Source organism: Pedobacter frigiditerrae, assembly GCF_032678705.1.
Taxonomy (GTDB): domain Bacteria; phylum Bacteroidota; class Bacteroidia; order Sphingobacteriales; family Sphingobacteriaceae; genus Pedobacter; species Pedobacter frigiditerrae_A.
This window is the reverse complement of the sequence record NZ_JAVTSS010000002.1, coordinates 2,014,490-2,029,741: the sequence shown is the minus strand read 5'-3', so window position 1 is coordinate 2,029,741 and position 15,252 is coordinate 2,014,490. Positions and strand designations below refer to the sequence as shown.

The following is a 15,252-nucleotide window of genomic DNA, read 5'->3' as shown; positions in this document are numbered from 1 at the left end:
GTAAGTGTTAATGTTTTAATGGTAACAAGAGCTTGCTAAAAGCTCGGTTAGTGGTTCGATAAACAAGGTAGCTATTTTAGCTTAGCAAAACCACTTAGAAGTATAACATTTTAGTTTCAATCGGTTATTTATTAGCCAAAAAACGTTGTTCATACCATAAGAAAGAAATAACCAACATAAAACCTACAAAAAACCACCATTTATTTACCGTTTCCGTAGTTAAATACTCAATTTTACCATCATTCTTCATTTCAGATGCTTGGTTAGCTACGAAATTTGCTGTATGCTGCAGTTTGATGAAGTTTTTCGCATTGTTCCAGTCAGTCTTTTTATAAAAATAGATGTTTTCTGTTTTTTGATTGATAGATAAACGTTGCCATCCATAGTATTTTGGCCAATATAATCCATCCCATTCAGATGGTATTTCCATATTTTGCCTTGGACTTATCTTTACACTGTCTATTGAAATATTGGGAACTTTTCCATCAGCCAAGCTAAGCACTAACCTTGTCTTTTCATCAACCGATGGAAATTGTGGCACTAAGGCGAACGACTGGCTTTCCATTTTCTTTCTTAACGATTTAGCAAAAAGCAAAGACCAAAAGTTACTATAATCAGATTGTTTACCTGCCAATTGCCATTGATAGGTTGACGAAAAAGTAGAGGTTAAAACTTTTCCCATTCCACTTAACCTACTGTTCACTACAATCTTCCCTGTTTCATCGGTAATCAAAGGTTGATTGTTTACACCTGACTTTAAAAACAAAGTCTGTTTAAAAGATAAATCACTAAACTTCAACTGATCAGACGACCTTAAAGACAATGGTTTTTCTATTGCAGAAAGCACTTCATATTGGTTAAAGTTCTGAACGTTAGCTTGAGGTTTTGGATTGGTTACTCGAACAATTAAACCCATTCCATTATCTACGGCATTATAAATTGAAGACCTATCTGTTGTAGGAATTGCAGCAAGTTCATCCTCATCTATAACCACTAAATCCATATTTTTAAGCAAAGCTTGATTAAGCTGATTTACATTCACAGCTTTCATGTTCAAGAAATCTGTGCTGTATTTATTCTTGCTGATCTGGCTTCTTAAAGCAACTGCATATTGATTTTCATACAGCCATTTCTTTAAAAACTTATATTCAAAATCTGGAAAGGATGCTAAAATTAAAACATTAATTGGTTGTTTATTTTCTACTTCAAATGGTACAGGTTCAACTGACAATGTATCTTTTCCTTGCAAGGCAATTAAAGTAAATACTGCTTTACCAATTTGTTTTGGTGTATTTGCTAAAGAAAAATTGAATTCTGCGCTAGGCTTAATGTTTACCGAATCGAGACTTGCACCCATTCCACAAAGTTTTAGCTTAACAGTTTCCTTGCTAGCATTATGATAAACACCTTGAACTTTGAAGTTTTCTGTAGCTTTTAATTTGTTTCGCCAACTGGCGGAAATAATACCAGAAAGCAGATTTGCTGGATGGAAAGAAACTTCTTTATCCTTTAATATTTTAAGCTCATTTGCACTAAGCCCATAACCATAAATGTTTACCTTTTTAACATTTGGATGCTCCTTTAAATAATAAGCTAAATCTGCTATATGATTAATTTTTTGATTTTTTCTAATGGCAAACAGCGTTGAATCTAAATCGTACTTTGTGTCTCTTATACTTGTAATAGTATCTAAAGCGACACCTTCAGTTAGTAGATTTAAAACACCTGCTGCTTCTTGTTTTTTTACTGAATAATTGATCGGAATAATTAATAATGCAAAACAGGCAATCATCAAAACACTAGCTATCCATCTCCAAATCAATCTAGATTTATCGCTCCTTTTGAATTCTTTAAAAATTAAGAAACCCGCCAAGGCTACACAAACAAGAATGATGATATAGTTAAACTCCATTGCTATTTCCCCATCTTTTTAAGGTGATTAAAATAGCTGCGATATAAAATCGCCTCCGGATTAACTTGTTCTGCTTGTGGTTTTGAGCTTTCAATTCCTAATAATTTTTGAATTGCTTTTTGCACTATATCAATATCTCTAATAACCAATTTATTGGCTGTGCTAACTTTTCTCAAGCTTTTTAATGCCGATAAATAGGAAGTCGGCTGATTAGCCGCAGCCAAAATCAATTTTCCTTCTCCATTTCTTAAGAGCTCTCTATCTCCATAATTAAATGCATTGCCTTCTTTTCTACGTTCTAAAATGGCCAGTAATACTTTCAAATCATCTGTCGATTTATCTAATTGCTCGAATGTTGCTTTTTGGATTGGCGTTGTTATTTTGCCCAACTCCCCACTTAAACGTTTTTCTTGTTTTAACTTGGTGGTTTTTATGGTTGTTTTGGCAACATAGGCCCTTGATTTTTGTTGTAAATCTTTCAATAACCGCAATGCTTTATATTCAAATGGTAGTGCTTCTTGAGGTTTATAAGTCCTCAATCTTAACTCAGAACTCCACATTTCGTTTAAAACGGCTTTCAATTGCCTTTTCATTTCAGGTTCAAAAAACGTGGCATCTTCGGCAATGTCATGTTTATGTGCATACTCATCCATTAAAGCTTGCACATCCCCAAATTTCTCTTCAGCAGGTTTACCACCTTCTTCATGATCATGATCACCGCCAATTTCGGTTTCAGATTCTTCTCCTAAAAACTTACCATACCTTAATCGCAATAACTTTTGGTCCATCCCAAGGTTATTGCTTCTGTTTTTAAATTCATCAACAGAGAGTGTTGCCTGTTCCTTTAAAAGTTTTTCTGTATCGATAATAATCTGTCGCTGACTTCTGAAATACTCAGGCACTAAATTAACTCCATTTGTAACTCCAGCCATACTCATCAATTCTGTAGTATCTACAATCGAAACTAAATAAACATCTGAGCGGCTCGATTGTCCGTGATTATCTGTTGCATTGATAAAGAAATACAACTCATCTCCAGGCTTCATTCCAAGTGTTCTTAAATCAAGCAACTTACTTAGGTTTACCTCTTTTTTGTTTTTAAAGGCTTCATTAAAACTTAGTTTCTTTTCTGTAAAGCTCACGCCCTCCCCTTTTCCGCTTGCCATTGTTGCTGAGATATAGGCATCGGCTATGCCATAATCATCATGCAATGAAACTGTTAAATTTACTTTTGGCAGTTGACCTATGTCTATCGTAGTGTGTGGTTTAGGTTGGATAATTTTGATGTTAACTGGCAAATCTGGTATCATTTCAATTTGATATAAGTCAGATTTTTTACCATCAAATTCTATTTGATAAAAGCCAGATTGGACAATCGCTTTACTGTATTTCCAGTTCAGCCCTCCAGCATTAACCATATCTACAATTTCTTTGTCGTTAAATATGATGCGAAGTTTTTTAACTTGGATATTCATTTCGATATTCCAAGATACCTGAGCTCCAGCTTCTGCTTTAATGATAAATTGATGTTGAGACCTTACACTTTTCCCTGTATAATCAGGCGGAGAAATTTGAAGGTTTATATTTTTAATTTCAGCTGGTACATTTTCCTTAACTGCAGGAGGCAAGCTCATTATTAAAGGAGGAGTTGAAAATACAGTAGTTAGCGAATATTTATCAATTGCAAAAACTGTAGCTAACATCACGATTAAAAAACCAAGACTTATCCAAAGCTTTTTGAAAGGCTGTTTTAAGCTATTGGCAATTGGAAGAACCTGAGTTATCTTTTCAACTTGAAACTGTTCTAACAGCGATAGTTCTTCTTGAGGTTTCAAAAACAAAGTTGCGCTTTCTTCTAAATCAGTGAAACGCTCGTTTAAATATTTGGCAACTTCTTCATTTGTAATTTTCCATATAGGCTTGAGGATTAAAAATCCAGCAAAAAACAATAAAAAAGATAGGACAAAAATTATAAGCGGATATATTGAAACGTAATTGGCAATCAACATCGCCAACAAAGCAAAGCCAATACTAAAACAAATGATTTTAATGAGATAAAGTGCAATTAGCTTTACCCTAAAACCCGCTATCCAATTTTTACCTTCAGCTTTTAACATGTTCCGTTTTTTTACTGAATGATAAAATTCTCTCTATAAACAACACTAAAAAGGCTAAAAACCAAAGGATATGATCCAATTCTTGATTTGTGGTTGAAGTTGATAGCGTTGATTTATTAATTTTTGCTTCAATTAACTGTTGTTGATCCATCGCTCTCTGATCTGCAGGATGATGTTCATAACCAAATTCTTCTGTGTTTTGATTATCCAAAACAATAGGAATGATAGCTCTTGTAAATTGTTCATTCCATACTAAATCTCCCCAATTGGGATTAAATCGACTATAAAAATAGAAATGGTTAAGCTCAGCTTCTCTTTTCTTAATTAAAACAGGTACACCAAAACCATCAGTCCAGATTGCGTTTCCTTTCAATTGGTCAAAAGCAATTCGTTGAAATAATTCTATGTTCTGATTCAATTCCTCTCCCAAGTTCAAGCTAGAATTGACTTTTAAAATCTTTCCTTTTTGATAGGTAAATAAACTTACTCCAGCCTTCAATGTTGAATTAAAAGGCTGTTCAGACAACCAAAAAATAACATCTGCGTTTGTTAAGGATGAATTCCAATTTTTTACTTCAATTTTTCTATTCGTAAAATCGCTGATTGCAGCCAAAGCTGCTTTAATGTATTTCGCATCGGTGCCAGTTGGGTCGTAAATTGCCACCTTAACCACTGGCAGATTTTGTGATTGATTAGCTGTATAATTGGTAGCATTTGGCGTAGATTTTCCTTCAAAAGATTTGTCCAAGAATTTAGTCGGCCATACTTTAACTGTATCACTTTGCTTAAATTCCTTCCAAATTAAGTTAAACGAAAGTTTCGGTAAATCGCCATCAAAATTTTTCAGTTGATGATCTGCAAAAAGATAAGCTGAATACCCTGCTGGGATTTGTTTGTTCAATTGCCTAAGTAAGGCGCTATAACTTAAACCATTTGTTTTCGCTGTATTTACCAGACTATCCTTTAAGAAAAACTGATTGAAGCCTAAATTAAAATCACGCAGTTCGAAACCTAAATTTACAAGAGAATCGATTGTTGGTTTATTGGTGTTGTAGACGGTCAAGAAATCATTTCTATCTACTAAAATCCAACCTGAGTTTTTAGTATGGGTAATCGTTTTTTTGAAGAATGGCTGTGCCAATACAAAAGCAAGCAATATCACAATCAAACATCTTAAGATGAATAAAAGCCAATCTGTTATTTTAAGGCTCCTTGAACTTGAGGTTGAGTTTTCGCCTAACAAAGCGATACTTCCAATTTTTAGGGTTTTGCCTTGTTTTACATTCCATAGATGCAGCAATACAGGAATAATTAATCCTGCAAGTACCAATAAACCAATGGGATATAATAAATTCATCTAAATCCTTAGCTTGCTTCTTTGTTTTAAAAAATCTCTCAACGCTTGATCTAAAGGCTCATCAGTAGATACAGTTCTATAGTATATTCTCCTATCCAACATTTTAATTCTCGTCTCTTCAAGGTATATAGCCAACTTTTCCTTGTAATCTTTTCTTGCCTTCGCTTGATCAATCTGTATAATTTTCCCGGTTTCTAAATCCTCAAAAGTGCTATACCCTTTAAAATCCAGTTCAACTTCATTTTTAGCTAACACATGAAAAACTACGATCTCATGCCTAAGTGTATTTAAGGTGTTTAATAGCGTAAAAATCTCATCTTGTTCCTGATAAAGATCTGTTACAAAAACCAATAACTCTCGCTTTTGCGTTCCAGCAAAAATCTCTTTATAATGGATGGGTTTTGTAAATGTACCTGCCGGATTAATCTGCTCTAATTGAAAAAACAACCTAGCCAGATGCTGATAGTCTTGCTTCGCCACCATGGCAAACAATTCGGCATTTTTAAAAATATATAAACCAATGGCATCACCCTGTAAATTGGCTAAATAAGCTAGGCAAGCGGTAAGGTATCGGGCATATTCAATCTTGGTAAAATCTCCATCACTATGGTTCATGGATGCACTAGCATCAACCAAAAACCGAACAGCAATATTTGTTTCCACTTCAGATTCCCTGATGTAATAACGATCTGATCTTGCAAACATCTTCCAGTCGAGTGTTCTCAAATCATCACCAGGCTGATAACTTCTATATTGGCTAAACTCTAACCCTGGCCCTTTGATGGTACTTTTATTAATGCCATTCATGAACCCATCAATTGTCGTTTTTGCCGACAAGTTAAGGTCTTTAATGGCCATTAATATTTTCGGGTCGAGTAGCTTACTCATTAAATATCAGTTTTTGGACGAGCAACAGCTTTTACCAATTCAGCTGTAACCTGATCTGAAGAAACATTTTCAGCCTCTGCTTTAAAGTTCATTAAAACCCTGTGGCGCAAAACTGGAAAGGCCATCGTTTGCAAATCTTCCATAATTACAGCGTATCTGCCATGGAACAGCGCTCTTGCTTTTGCAGTTAAAATCAAGGCTTGTCCGGCTCTTGGTCCAGCTCCCCACCTTACCCATTCTTTTACAAAAGAAACTGTAGTTGTATCTGGTCGCGTTGAACGAATAAATTCGCTTACATAGCTGATCAAATCATCGCTAATGCTTACTTCACGGGTTAAAGACTGTAATTGCTTAATATCTTCTGCGCCAATAATTGGATTAACAACTGCCTTTTTGGAACCTGTTGTACTGCTTAAAATTTGCGCCTCTTCAACAGCTGTTGGATAACCTATTTTAATGTATAACAAGAAACGATCTAATTGAGCTTCTGGTAATGGGTAAGTACCAGCTTGCTCGATAGGGTTTTGGGTTGCCAATATAAAAAAAGGACGGTCTAAGGGATAAGTTTGTCCGCCATAAGTAACTTCAAATTCTTGCATGGCCTCCAAAAGAGCCGACTGTGTTTTAGGTGGCGTTCTGTTCACCTCATCTGCCAATACAATATTTGCAAATAATGGTCCTTTATTGAATTTAAAAAACCGTTTCCCAGTAGCGTGATCTTCTTCTAAAATTTCTGTACCCACAATATCTGTCGGCATTAAATCTGGCGTAAATTGAATTCTCCTGAACGACAAATCTAAGGCCTGAGACAATGTTCTTACCATTAAGGTTTTTGCCAGCCCAGGCACACCTTCCAAAAGACAATGTCCACCAGCCATTAAGGCAATCAACATTTCTTCAATAATTTGATCTTGGCCTACAATTACCTTCTGGATTTCGCCTTTTAGGAGTGATATTTTGCTAATTAAAGCTTTTACATTGCTTTCTGAATTATTCAAAGCTTATATTTTTTGATTAGTAATTGATTTTCACTCAATATAGGGCAAATTGCCTTTATTTTAGACCTGAAAAGCAACAATATCAAAAAATTTACAAGATTTTAAGAGCAAAAATCTGTATTCATAAAAAATGACTGTAAATTTAGAACGATGCAGAGCGCTAAATTCACTTTCGCGAGACTAAAATATAATTCTGGAGATTGGGATACCGATCAACGGATGCCAGCTAACCTTTTAAACTCACTTTTAGAATACACCACTATTCCACTAGATGAGGAAGAAAAGATTGTAGAATTGGGCAGCAATGAATTATTTAAATACCCTTTTTGTTATCTAAGCGGACATAAATTAGTTCAGTTTAGCAAACAAGAAGCTACCAATTTTAAAAACTATGTACATAATGGTGGGTTCGTTTTTGTTGACGATTGCAACCACGATATAGATGGCTTATTTGCCAAATCTTTTGAAGCGCAGATGACCAACATTTTCGGTGCACAAGCCTTAAAGAAAATCCCTAACAACCACGCTATTTATAGTTCATTTTTTAAGTTTGAAAAAGGCCCACCCACCACCTCTTTTGAATTAAATGGTTGGGGAGATGATTTAGTACACGATTATTTAAAAGCCGTAACCATTAACAACAGGATTGGCGTTTTATACAGCAATAAAGATTATGGCTGCGAATGGGATTACGACTTTAAGAATAAACGCTTTTTGGCGGAAGATAATACTAAATTTGGGGTAAATATAATCTTATATGCAATGGGTGTTAATGGGATTTAAATTGCTTAAAACTAATAAAAAGAAGTTTACCATATAAGAAATTGAAGAACATATAAATACTAACCGTCATTTCTGTACGGTTTATATTTACACTTAGTATAGACCCTTAATAGTTTCACAAAACTAAGTTCTATAAATCCGGTTGAGCGAGCACGATCCCGATTTTTCATCGGGAGAAGTAAAGCGGAAAACGGGACTGAAGTTTCAGATGAAATGCTGACTTTGTTTTTCAAACCCATTTTTGGAACTTTTAAAATCATTAATTATTTTATTTGTAATTAGTCTAAATAGTTTGCATCTTTGTTCCCATAAGCGGATTAAAACAAATGCAACAAACGGTTAGCCTACCACAAATTAATTTTACCGAAGTATTTAGCACAAAAAATGGTGCTATTTATCAATCAGACAGCGAGGGCTGTTGGTATATTGATTTTGCGGGGAAATTGGCTCGTTTCGATTATCGTAATCTGTTAAAGCTTAAAAAAGCGGTTTATCAAATCGATATTGAAGATTTATTATTAAACAGTAACAAATCTGCCGACTTAGAAATCATCTTCATTTGTGCTTGCGATCACTGTTATGTTTTATCGTTGCTACAAATCATCAAGCTGAAAGATTTATTGCAAGGTACTTTTGCTATGCTAGAGCTTAACCACATCATTTTCGATCGTTTACATCGCATTATCAGCTAATTAACTAGAATTAGAATAGTTCTATATTGGTAATAAATTCTCTGCTATCAGAACATAGCGCTACTTTTGTTGTTATTAATTTATTAAATAATTATTGGCCATGAAAGATATCATTCGTGTAAAGTGTTTACTATCATTAGATGTAGAAACACTACTTAACCAGCAGATCAAAAAAGAAGCACATTCATCAGCCATTTACCTTTCTATGGCTTCTTGGTGCAATAGAAATGGATATGATTTCTCTGCAGATTATTTCTTTAAGCAGGCAGAAGAGGAAAGACAACACCAGCTTAAGATATATAAATACGTTTTAGACATGGGAGGAACTTCAATTTCTCCAGATATTACCAACATCAAATTAGAATATAATTCATTTAGAGAAGTGTTTGAAGATGCACTAGATCAAGAAATCAGTGTAACGCAATCATTAAAAAACATAGCCGCTCGTTGCCAAAAAGAACAAGATTTTATAACGCTTGAATTCTTAAACTGGTTCTTTAGAGAGCAAAGAGAAGAAGAATACAAAGCTCGTAGAGCACTAGAATTGTTCGAAGTAATTGGCGAAGAAGGTACTGGCAGATGGCAGATCGACAAACATGTTGGTCAGATTGTTTATTCTAGCGAAGCTTAGCCTAAAACAAATATTAGCTTTTAAAAGGTATGCATTTAAACAATGTATACCTTTTTTTGTTAAATTTAATATGAATTGTTTAGGGTTTGGGCGTTTTGACACGCTATCCGCTGTATCCCGATGAAGAATCGGGGATGCCGCTTCTATCGTTAACGCAATTCATCAATCATAATATCATGTCGAAAAAAGACAAAAAGAAAAAAGACAAGGACAAAAAAAAGAAAAAGAAGAAAGAGTGCTGTGAAAAGTATTTGAAGGGGAAAAGGTGTGATAATTGTCCAAATGGTTAGCATTACACTATCGCAAATTACGATTAAAGAATAGCCGCAGATTCTCAGATTTTGTATAGTTATCATCTGTGAATCTGCGGCTAAAATATTACCTATCAGCTGGTTTCTCACCTGCCGAAACCTTAGGTTAATTATTCTTACTTCCCTTTACAATTACCCCTTTAATTGGTCCGACAGGGCTAGAGGCTTTAGCTTTTTGATCATATAATGGATTAACAGCTACATTACCATCACTAGTATATAATGGATTTTGAGTAATCGATGCACCTTGTGCCAATGCTCCTCCTGCGGCGTGTAGGCCTGCATTAACTTTCTCTCCAAAGGTTGCACCCTGAGTTTGTTTAGGAACGGTTACGTTCATAGAAATTCGAGCATTTGAACTTGGAGCAGGCTGACTAATTTTTACATTTTGTTGATTGGTTGTATCTGCAGTTTTAGTAACAGTTTGTGCCGAAGCAATTGAACTTACAAATAACAAGGCTAATATTGATAAATACGTTTTCATGATGTTTTAATTAATGGGTTTAAATTGTTTTATATATTGGTATATCAAAAACCTTGTAATTTTGTTACCCCTTAATTATGTTTTTATGTATTGGCTATTGTCTCAACTGCCGAAATTTATCAGTATAGCATATTTATTAACTATTGAATTTGTTCTGGATTTGCAGCTCTCAATTAATGTAAATTATAGCCACAGATTGGCAGATTATATATATTTAGACCTATATGCAGCATTACGATTGCTCCCGACTTCTTCGGGAAGCTGGCAATGACGCCTAGGTATTTACAAGGTTGTATTCAACTGGATATCCTGCCCTGATTGTATTAACCATAGAACGAGGAGTTAAAACTTTTACTTTTGTAGATAGAGGAATTTGTTTGCCAGATTCATAACCAAACGGCGACCATAAATAAAGCTGCTCATTTGCAACCAAGTAAGCTTGACTGTCTATTTCAATAAATATTCCATCTGGCAAATCTTGTAATATTGCTTCAAATGTTATTTTTTGCCCTTTTTCATTTATTCTTTCCTTTTGCAACACTTCATCTATTTTTCCGATCAAGGTTTTTTGATTAAAACCATATTCAGGATTTCCTTTTAACCAAGCAGCTTTAAAAAGATTGGCAGCTGCTCTCCTACATTCGAAACAAGGCCTATGGCCTGCTGCCATTGCCGTAGCTTCATCTAGAAAGAATAGTTCAGTCCACAAATTAGGGGACATAACTACCCTATGCCTGTCTTTAAACTCCAAAACACAAATGATCCAGGCTTTATGTTTAAATGGTCGCAATATGGTTTTTCCAGTCCCGTGTAATTGCCCACGGTTGCCCAGCCATTTGCCACGAGCTTTGGTTGCAATGATATCACCAAAAGGATTTACGCGATTCTGTAGCATTAAGATGGGTCTGCAGGTTGATTTGAATAGTCCTTGTCTTTACCATTCACTTCATAAAAGAAAATGCTTGCTACAAGAGGAATAATGTAGGCCAACATTATTGGCCAAGTGCTATCTGTAAAATAAACTCCAAAACAGAAAAAGACACTCATACATATAATTGTAGCAATTATAGTTAAGGCTATTTTAAGTTTAAAGTAGCTTGAGATCTTTCTAGAAAGTAAATGAAGGAACAATAATAAAAGTACTAATGCGGGTACAGAAACAAATGCACCAATTACAACAGTAAGCAAGTAAAATAATATGGTGTCACCTAAATTAAAAGGTTTATCAATAGAATTAGTCACGTATAAACTCATAAAGAATAAGAGCGCACCAAATGACGCTGAGGTTAACCAAATATAAACTGGATAAGATATTTTGTATTCCATTGATGATTTATAGAGAATAAACTAAGTTATCAAAAACACTTTATAATCAAGAATTACTTAGGCAAACAAGAGCCACATACAAGCTGTAAAAGGAATATTTGATTTACCAATAAGTAATATTAAATTTATCACTTATCGCTCATCAATGCTGCAAACAACGAGGTTTTTAGTTTCACTTGTGCTATTCTTTAGCTCATTTTATGTCTGTGCGCAAGAAAAGAGGTTAATGCTTCCTATAGGACATGCAGAAACCGTAGTTGGACTAGACCAAAGCCCGAATGGCCTATACCTGCTCTCTTTTGCGGAAGACAACACACTTATGTTATGGGACAAAAACACTGGACAGGCAATCAGAAAGTTACATTTACAAAGCGGAAATATAGCTGCAGCTAAATTTATAGACAATCAGACCTATGGTTTACTATATGACAATGGTTTATTCACCAAGCATAACCTAACCAATGGAAATAAGATTTACGAGTTTCAACATAAAAATATAATCAATGATTTTGTTGTTAACGGGAATGAGCTGATGTTTTTTTACAAAAAAGTCTTCTTGGGCTTGGCGGCACTTATGTCTGGTACAAAGGTTAATGCTAACGAAATTGTTATAGCTAAGGTTGCTGATGGGAAAGTGATAAAAATAATAGAAGGAAGATATTTTATTTTGTTAGACAAGGCAAGCCATCGCTTCATCACTACCAACTTAAAAAATGAAGTAGTCTATTATGATGATAAGACTTTCAATGCTACTAAGAACATAAAAATCAATGCGGAAATAAAAGAGTTAAGGTATTACGGCAATTTTGGAATAGCACAAACAGACGATGCTTTAATTAGTTTCAATGAGAATGGAGCAGTTAAAAATATTTTTAAAAGTCAGTCGGGAACGCCACTTTGCTTTGATGCCGACCCTTTAAAAAACCTTGCTTTTGTTGGTGACATGAAAAAGTTGATCGTTGTTAATTTAGTTGATGGCAGCAAAAAACAATCAATGGAGCTACAAGCTATTATTGAGGCCATACAGTTCCATAGTGTTTCACCCTCGCAAGTCTACCTTTCTCTCGAAAATGGAAAGGTATTATGTACAAATTATGAAAAGCCAGAAGGACTGGTTTTTAAGATGCATGATCCTTTCTCAAGCCCACAGTTCATGAGCAAGGGAAAAGAACTGTTCAGCTTTAATGCTGGAAATAAAATTGTTAACTGGAAACTTAATCCTTTTAGGCCTTATACAGAGTACACGGGCAAAACGGTTGGTGTAACCCACGTTGCTGTAGACACCCTAACTGGAAAAATTGTAAGCAAATCTGGTAGCAATAAAATATGGACTAGGAATGCTATGGATTTTAAAACTATAGCACATTATGAGGGTAAGGGTGTTGTTTTAGATGTTTCTCCCCTTTATCTTGATTCGATCTGCCTTCTTACCTATGCCAACAATAAAACAGTAATCTTTAATTACAAAACCAATAAGGCAATTGATAGTGTTCAAATTGCAATTGACTCTTTACCTACCAACTACACCAATGCTGGTGCAAATAACAATGCCATTCTGTTAAACGATGATATTATTGTACAATGTATTGCCGAAAAAGGAACTGTATTATTTTGGAACAAGGATAAAAAACTCATGTACAATTCTTTTGTACCTGGTGTTACAGCAGTAATTGCCAGTCCAAATGAATCTTACATTTTACTTAAAGGTACCAACGCTTCTCTTTACTCTTTTGAAGACAATGGAGACCTTAAACCAATGTTTGAAGAGCAAATACCTATGCAAAAAGTAGTATTTAGCATTAATGAAAATAAGATTCTATTTACCGAAACCAACCAATATGGCCGAGTAAAGGTATTAGATATCAAAAAACGAAGCATTACTCAAGTTTTGGTTACACCTGCAGATATCTTAGCCTTAAGCCCAGCCAACAAAAAGAACCTAGTAGCTATTGCCACCCTAGACAGCATCAGGATCATTAACCTGAATAGCAATAAAATTGAAAAGCGTTTTGCTAACAAACTGGGCATACCAAATGCAATTTCTTGGAAAAACGACCATATTTTGTCTCTTGCTGGCGACGATGGTAGGATTACCTTTTACGACTTGTCTAAGAACGTTCCTTTATATGCTTACCTCACCTTCAATGATGAAGAACAGTTGGTGCTAACCCCGAATAATTATTATGCCGGCGATAAAAAGAAAACCAGGTTAATCAGTTTTGTTGATGGATTATCTGTAATCCCATTTGAACAATACGACATTAGGTTTAATAGACCAGACCTTGTTTTAAAAACACTAGGTTCTAAAGATACAGCGATGATCAATTCGTACAAACGTGCCTATGAAAAAAGACTAAGGAAATTAAACATAGATACCGCACAATTTAAACTGGGTTTTAATGTACCAAAGGCCGACATTAAGAACAGGAACCAGATTGAGTTCAGTCAGCAAGCAAGCGAATTAAGGTTAAATTTTACGGCTAAAGACGCAACTTATCTTTTAGATCGTTTTAATGTTTGGATTAACGAATGTCCAATTTTTGGGATGAAGGGCGTAAGCCTAAAAGAAAAAAAGACCAAGCAATTAGACACCACAATTGTGATAAATTTAGCAGATGGAGACAATAAGATTGAAATGTCTGTAATTAACAGCAATGGCGCTGAGAGTTACCGATTACCACTCTATGTAAAACACGAGCCCATTAAGGCCAATACGAGTAAGATGCACTTTATTGGCATAGGTATCAACAAATTTGCCGATGCCAATTACAACCTAAACTGGAGTGTAAAAGACATTCGTGATCTCGCCAACAAGTTTAAGGCTAAATATGGAGACGATTGCATTATAGATACCTTGTTTGACGAAAAAGTAACATTATTAAATGTGAAGGCCTTAAAAAATAAACTACTTCAAACCTCTGTAAACGACAAGGTTATTGTAGCCTACTCTGGCCATGGCTTGCTCAGTAAACAATTTGATTATTACCTTTCTACCTATGCCGTTAATTTTGATCGTCCAGAGCAAAATGGACTTCCTTATGAATCGCTAGAAAATTTGCTAGACGGCATTCCTGCCCGTAAAAAGCTCATGCTGATTGATGCCTGCCATAGTGGAGAGGTAGATAAAGATGAGATGCAACACTATGAAGCTGTGGCAAAAAACCTAAAAAATGTGAAAGGTCCAAAAGTAATTAACCTAAAAAAGGGGAAAGTGGGCATGAAGAATAGCTTTGAGCTCATGCAACAATTATTTGTAGATATTAATCGCAGCACAGGTGCCACCGTAATTTCTGCGGCTGCAGGCACACAGTTTGCATTAGAAACAAACGAATTAAAAAATGGAGTGTTTACTTATAGTATTCTCAATTTAATGAATATTAAAACACATACTACAGTAAGTGAACTAAAAAAAGAAGTAAATAAACAAGTTCCACTACTTACACAAGGACTACAAGTACCAACTGCTAGAAGCGAAAATGAAGCAGTCGACTGGGGAGTTTGGTGAAACTTATACTCACTCTTCTTAAACCAACTGCAAATTACAACAGTGGTTAATGGAAAAATTTAAGCATTAACCAAAGATTATGTTGTCATACTATCCAACAGACTATGGCATCTTTTTTTGAACTTTTCCAAATTGACAGAAAGACTGCTACAACACCCAATCAACCTCCCTAGACAACTTATCTTAACTCAAAGCATTGAGATAGTCATCGCAATTAACCTACGGTTAAATTATTATCCAATTTCTGT

At 34.9% G+C, this 15,252-nt stretch carries 12 protein-coding genes; 4 read left to right on the top strand and 8 right to left on the bottom strand.

The window, feature by feature from the left end:
• Positions 1 to 124 precede the first annotated feature (124 nt).
• From R2Q59_RS19675 to R2Q59_RS19655, 5 genes are read right to left on the bottom strand one after another with little or no spacing between them, the layout of a single operon-like run.
• Positions 125 to 1,912: a hypothetical protein gene (locus tag R2Q59_RS19675; protein ID WP_316787140.1), complete on the bottom strand. Its 1,788-nt coding sequence runs from the start codon at positions 1,910 to 1,912 to the stop codon at positions 125 to 127.
• Between the two features lie 2 nt (positions 1,913 to 1,914).
• Complete coding sequence (locus tag R2Q59_RS19670; RefSeq protein WP_316787138.1) at positions 1,915 to 4,029, bottom strand: DUF4175 family protein; 2,115 nt, start codon at positions 4,027 to 4,029, stop codon at positions 1,915 to 1,917.
• Positions 4,016 to 5,386, bottom strand: a complete 1,371-nt coding sequence (locus R2Q59_RS19665; protein ID WP_316787136.1) for a BatA domain-containing protein — start codon at positions 5,384 to 5,386, stop codon at positions 4,016 to 4,018. The genes R2Q59_RS19670 and R2Q59_RS19665 overlap by 14 nt, the downstream gene beginning before the upstream one ends.
• A complete protein-coding gene (locus tag R2Q59_RS19660; RefSeq protein ID WP_316787134.1) occupies positions 5,387 to 6,274 on the bottom strand; it encodes a DUF58 domain-containing protein in 888 nt (295 codons plus the stop codon).
• On the bottom strand, positions 6,274 to 7,272 hold the full coding sequence (locus R2Q59_RS19655; RefSeq protein WP_316787132.1) for a MoxR family ATPase: 999 nt from the start codon (positions 7,270 to 7,272) through the stop codon (positions 6,274 to 6,276). The genes R2Q59_RS19660 and R2Q59_RS19655 overlap by 1 nt, the downstream gene beginning before the upstream one ends.
• A gap of 150 nt (positions 7,273 to 7,422) precedes the next feature.
• Between R2Q59_RS19655 and R2Q59_RS19650 the strand changes: the two genes are divergently transcribed.
• The 3 genes from R2Q59_RS19650 to R2Q59_RS19640 all read left to right on the top strand — a co-directional run bounded on the left by R2Q59_RS19650 (position 7,423) and on the right by R2Q59_RS19640 (position 9,378).
• Positions 7,423 to 8,055, top strand: coding sequence for a DUF4159 domain-containing protein (locus R2Q59_RS19650; RefSeq protein WP_316787130.1), 633 nt, complete (start codon positions 7,423 to 7,425; stop codon positions 8,053 to 8,055).
• A gap of 326 nt (positions 8,056 to 8,381) precedes the next feature.
• Positions 8,382 to 8,747 carry a hypothetical protein gene (locus R2Q59_RS19645; RefSeq protein ID WP_316787129.1) on the top strand — a complete coding sequence of 122 codons (366 nt, stop codon included), beginning with the start codon at positions 8,382 to 8,384 and terminating at the stop codon, positions 8,745 to 8,747.
• Positions 8,748 to 8,847: 100 nt separating this feature from the next.
• Positions 8,848 to 9,378, top strand: a complete 531-nt coding sequence (locus R2Q59_RS19640; protein WP_316787128.1) for a ferritin — start codon at positions 8,848 to 8,850, stop codon at positions 9,376 to 9,378.
• Positions 9,379 to 9,795: 417 nt separating this feature from the next.
• On the opposite strand, the gene R2Q59_RS19635 is transcribed toward R2Q59_RS19640, so the two are convergent.
• From R2Q59_RS19635 to R2Q59_RS19625, 3 genes are all read right to left on the bottom strand, one after another.
• Complete coding sequence (locus tag R2Q59_RS19635) at positions 9,796 to 10,173, bottom strand: hypothetical protein (RefSeq protein ID WP_316772029.1); 378 nt, start codon at positions 10,171 to 10,173, stop codon at positions 9,796 to 9,798.
• A gap of 274 nt (positions 10,174 to 10,447) precedes the next feature.
• Complete coding sequence (locus R2Q59_RS19630; protein ID WP_316787127.1) at positions 10,448 to 11,068, bottom strand: hypothetical protein; 621 nt, start codon at positions 11,066 to 11,068, stop codon at positions 10,448 to 10,450.
• The gene (locus tag R2Q59_RS19625; RefSeq protein WP_316787125.1) at positions 11,068 to 11,499 is read right to left on the bottom strand and encodes a hypothetical protein; all 432 of its coding nucleotides are present in this window, start codon (positions 11,497 to 11,499) and stop codon (positions 11,068 to 11,070) included. Before R2Q59_RS19625 ends, R2Q59_RS19630 begins: the two co-directional genes overlap by 1 nt.
• A 226-nt stretch (positions 11,500 to 11,725) precedes the next feature.
• Between R2Q59_RS19625 and R2Q59_RS19620 the strand changes: the two genes are divergently transcribed.
• Positions 11,726 to 15,004 carry a caspase family protein gene (locus tag R2Q59_RS19620; protein WP_316787123.1) on the top strand — a complete coding sequence of 1,093 codons (3,279 nt, stop codon included), beginning with the start codon at positions 11,726 to 11,728 and terminating at the stop codon, positions 15,002 to 15,004.
• Positions 15,005 to 15,252: the final 248 nt, after the last annotated feature.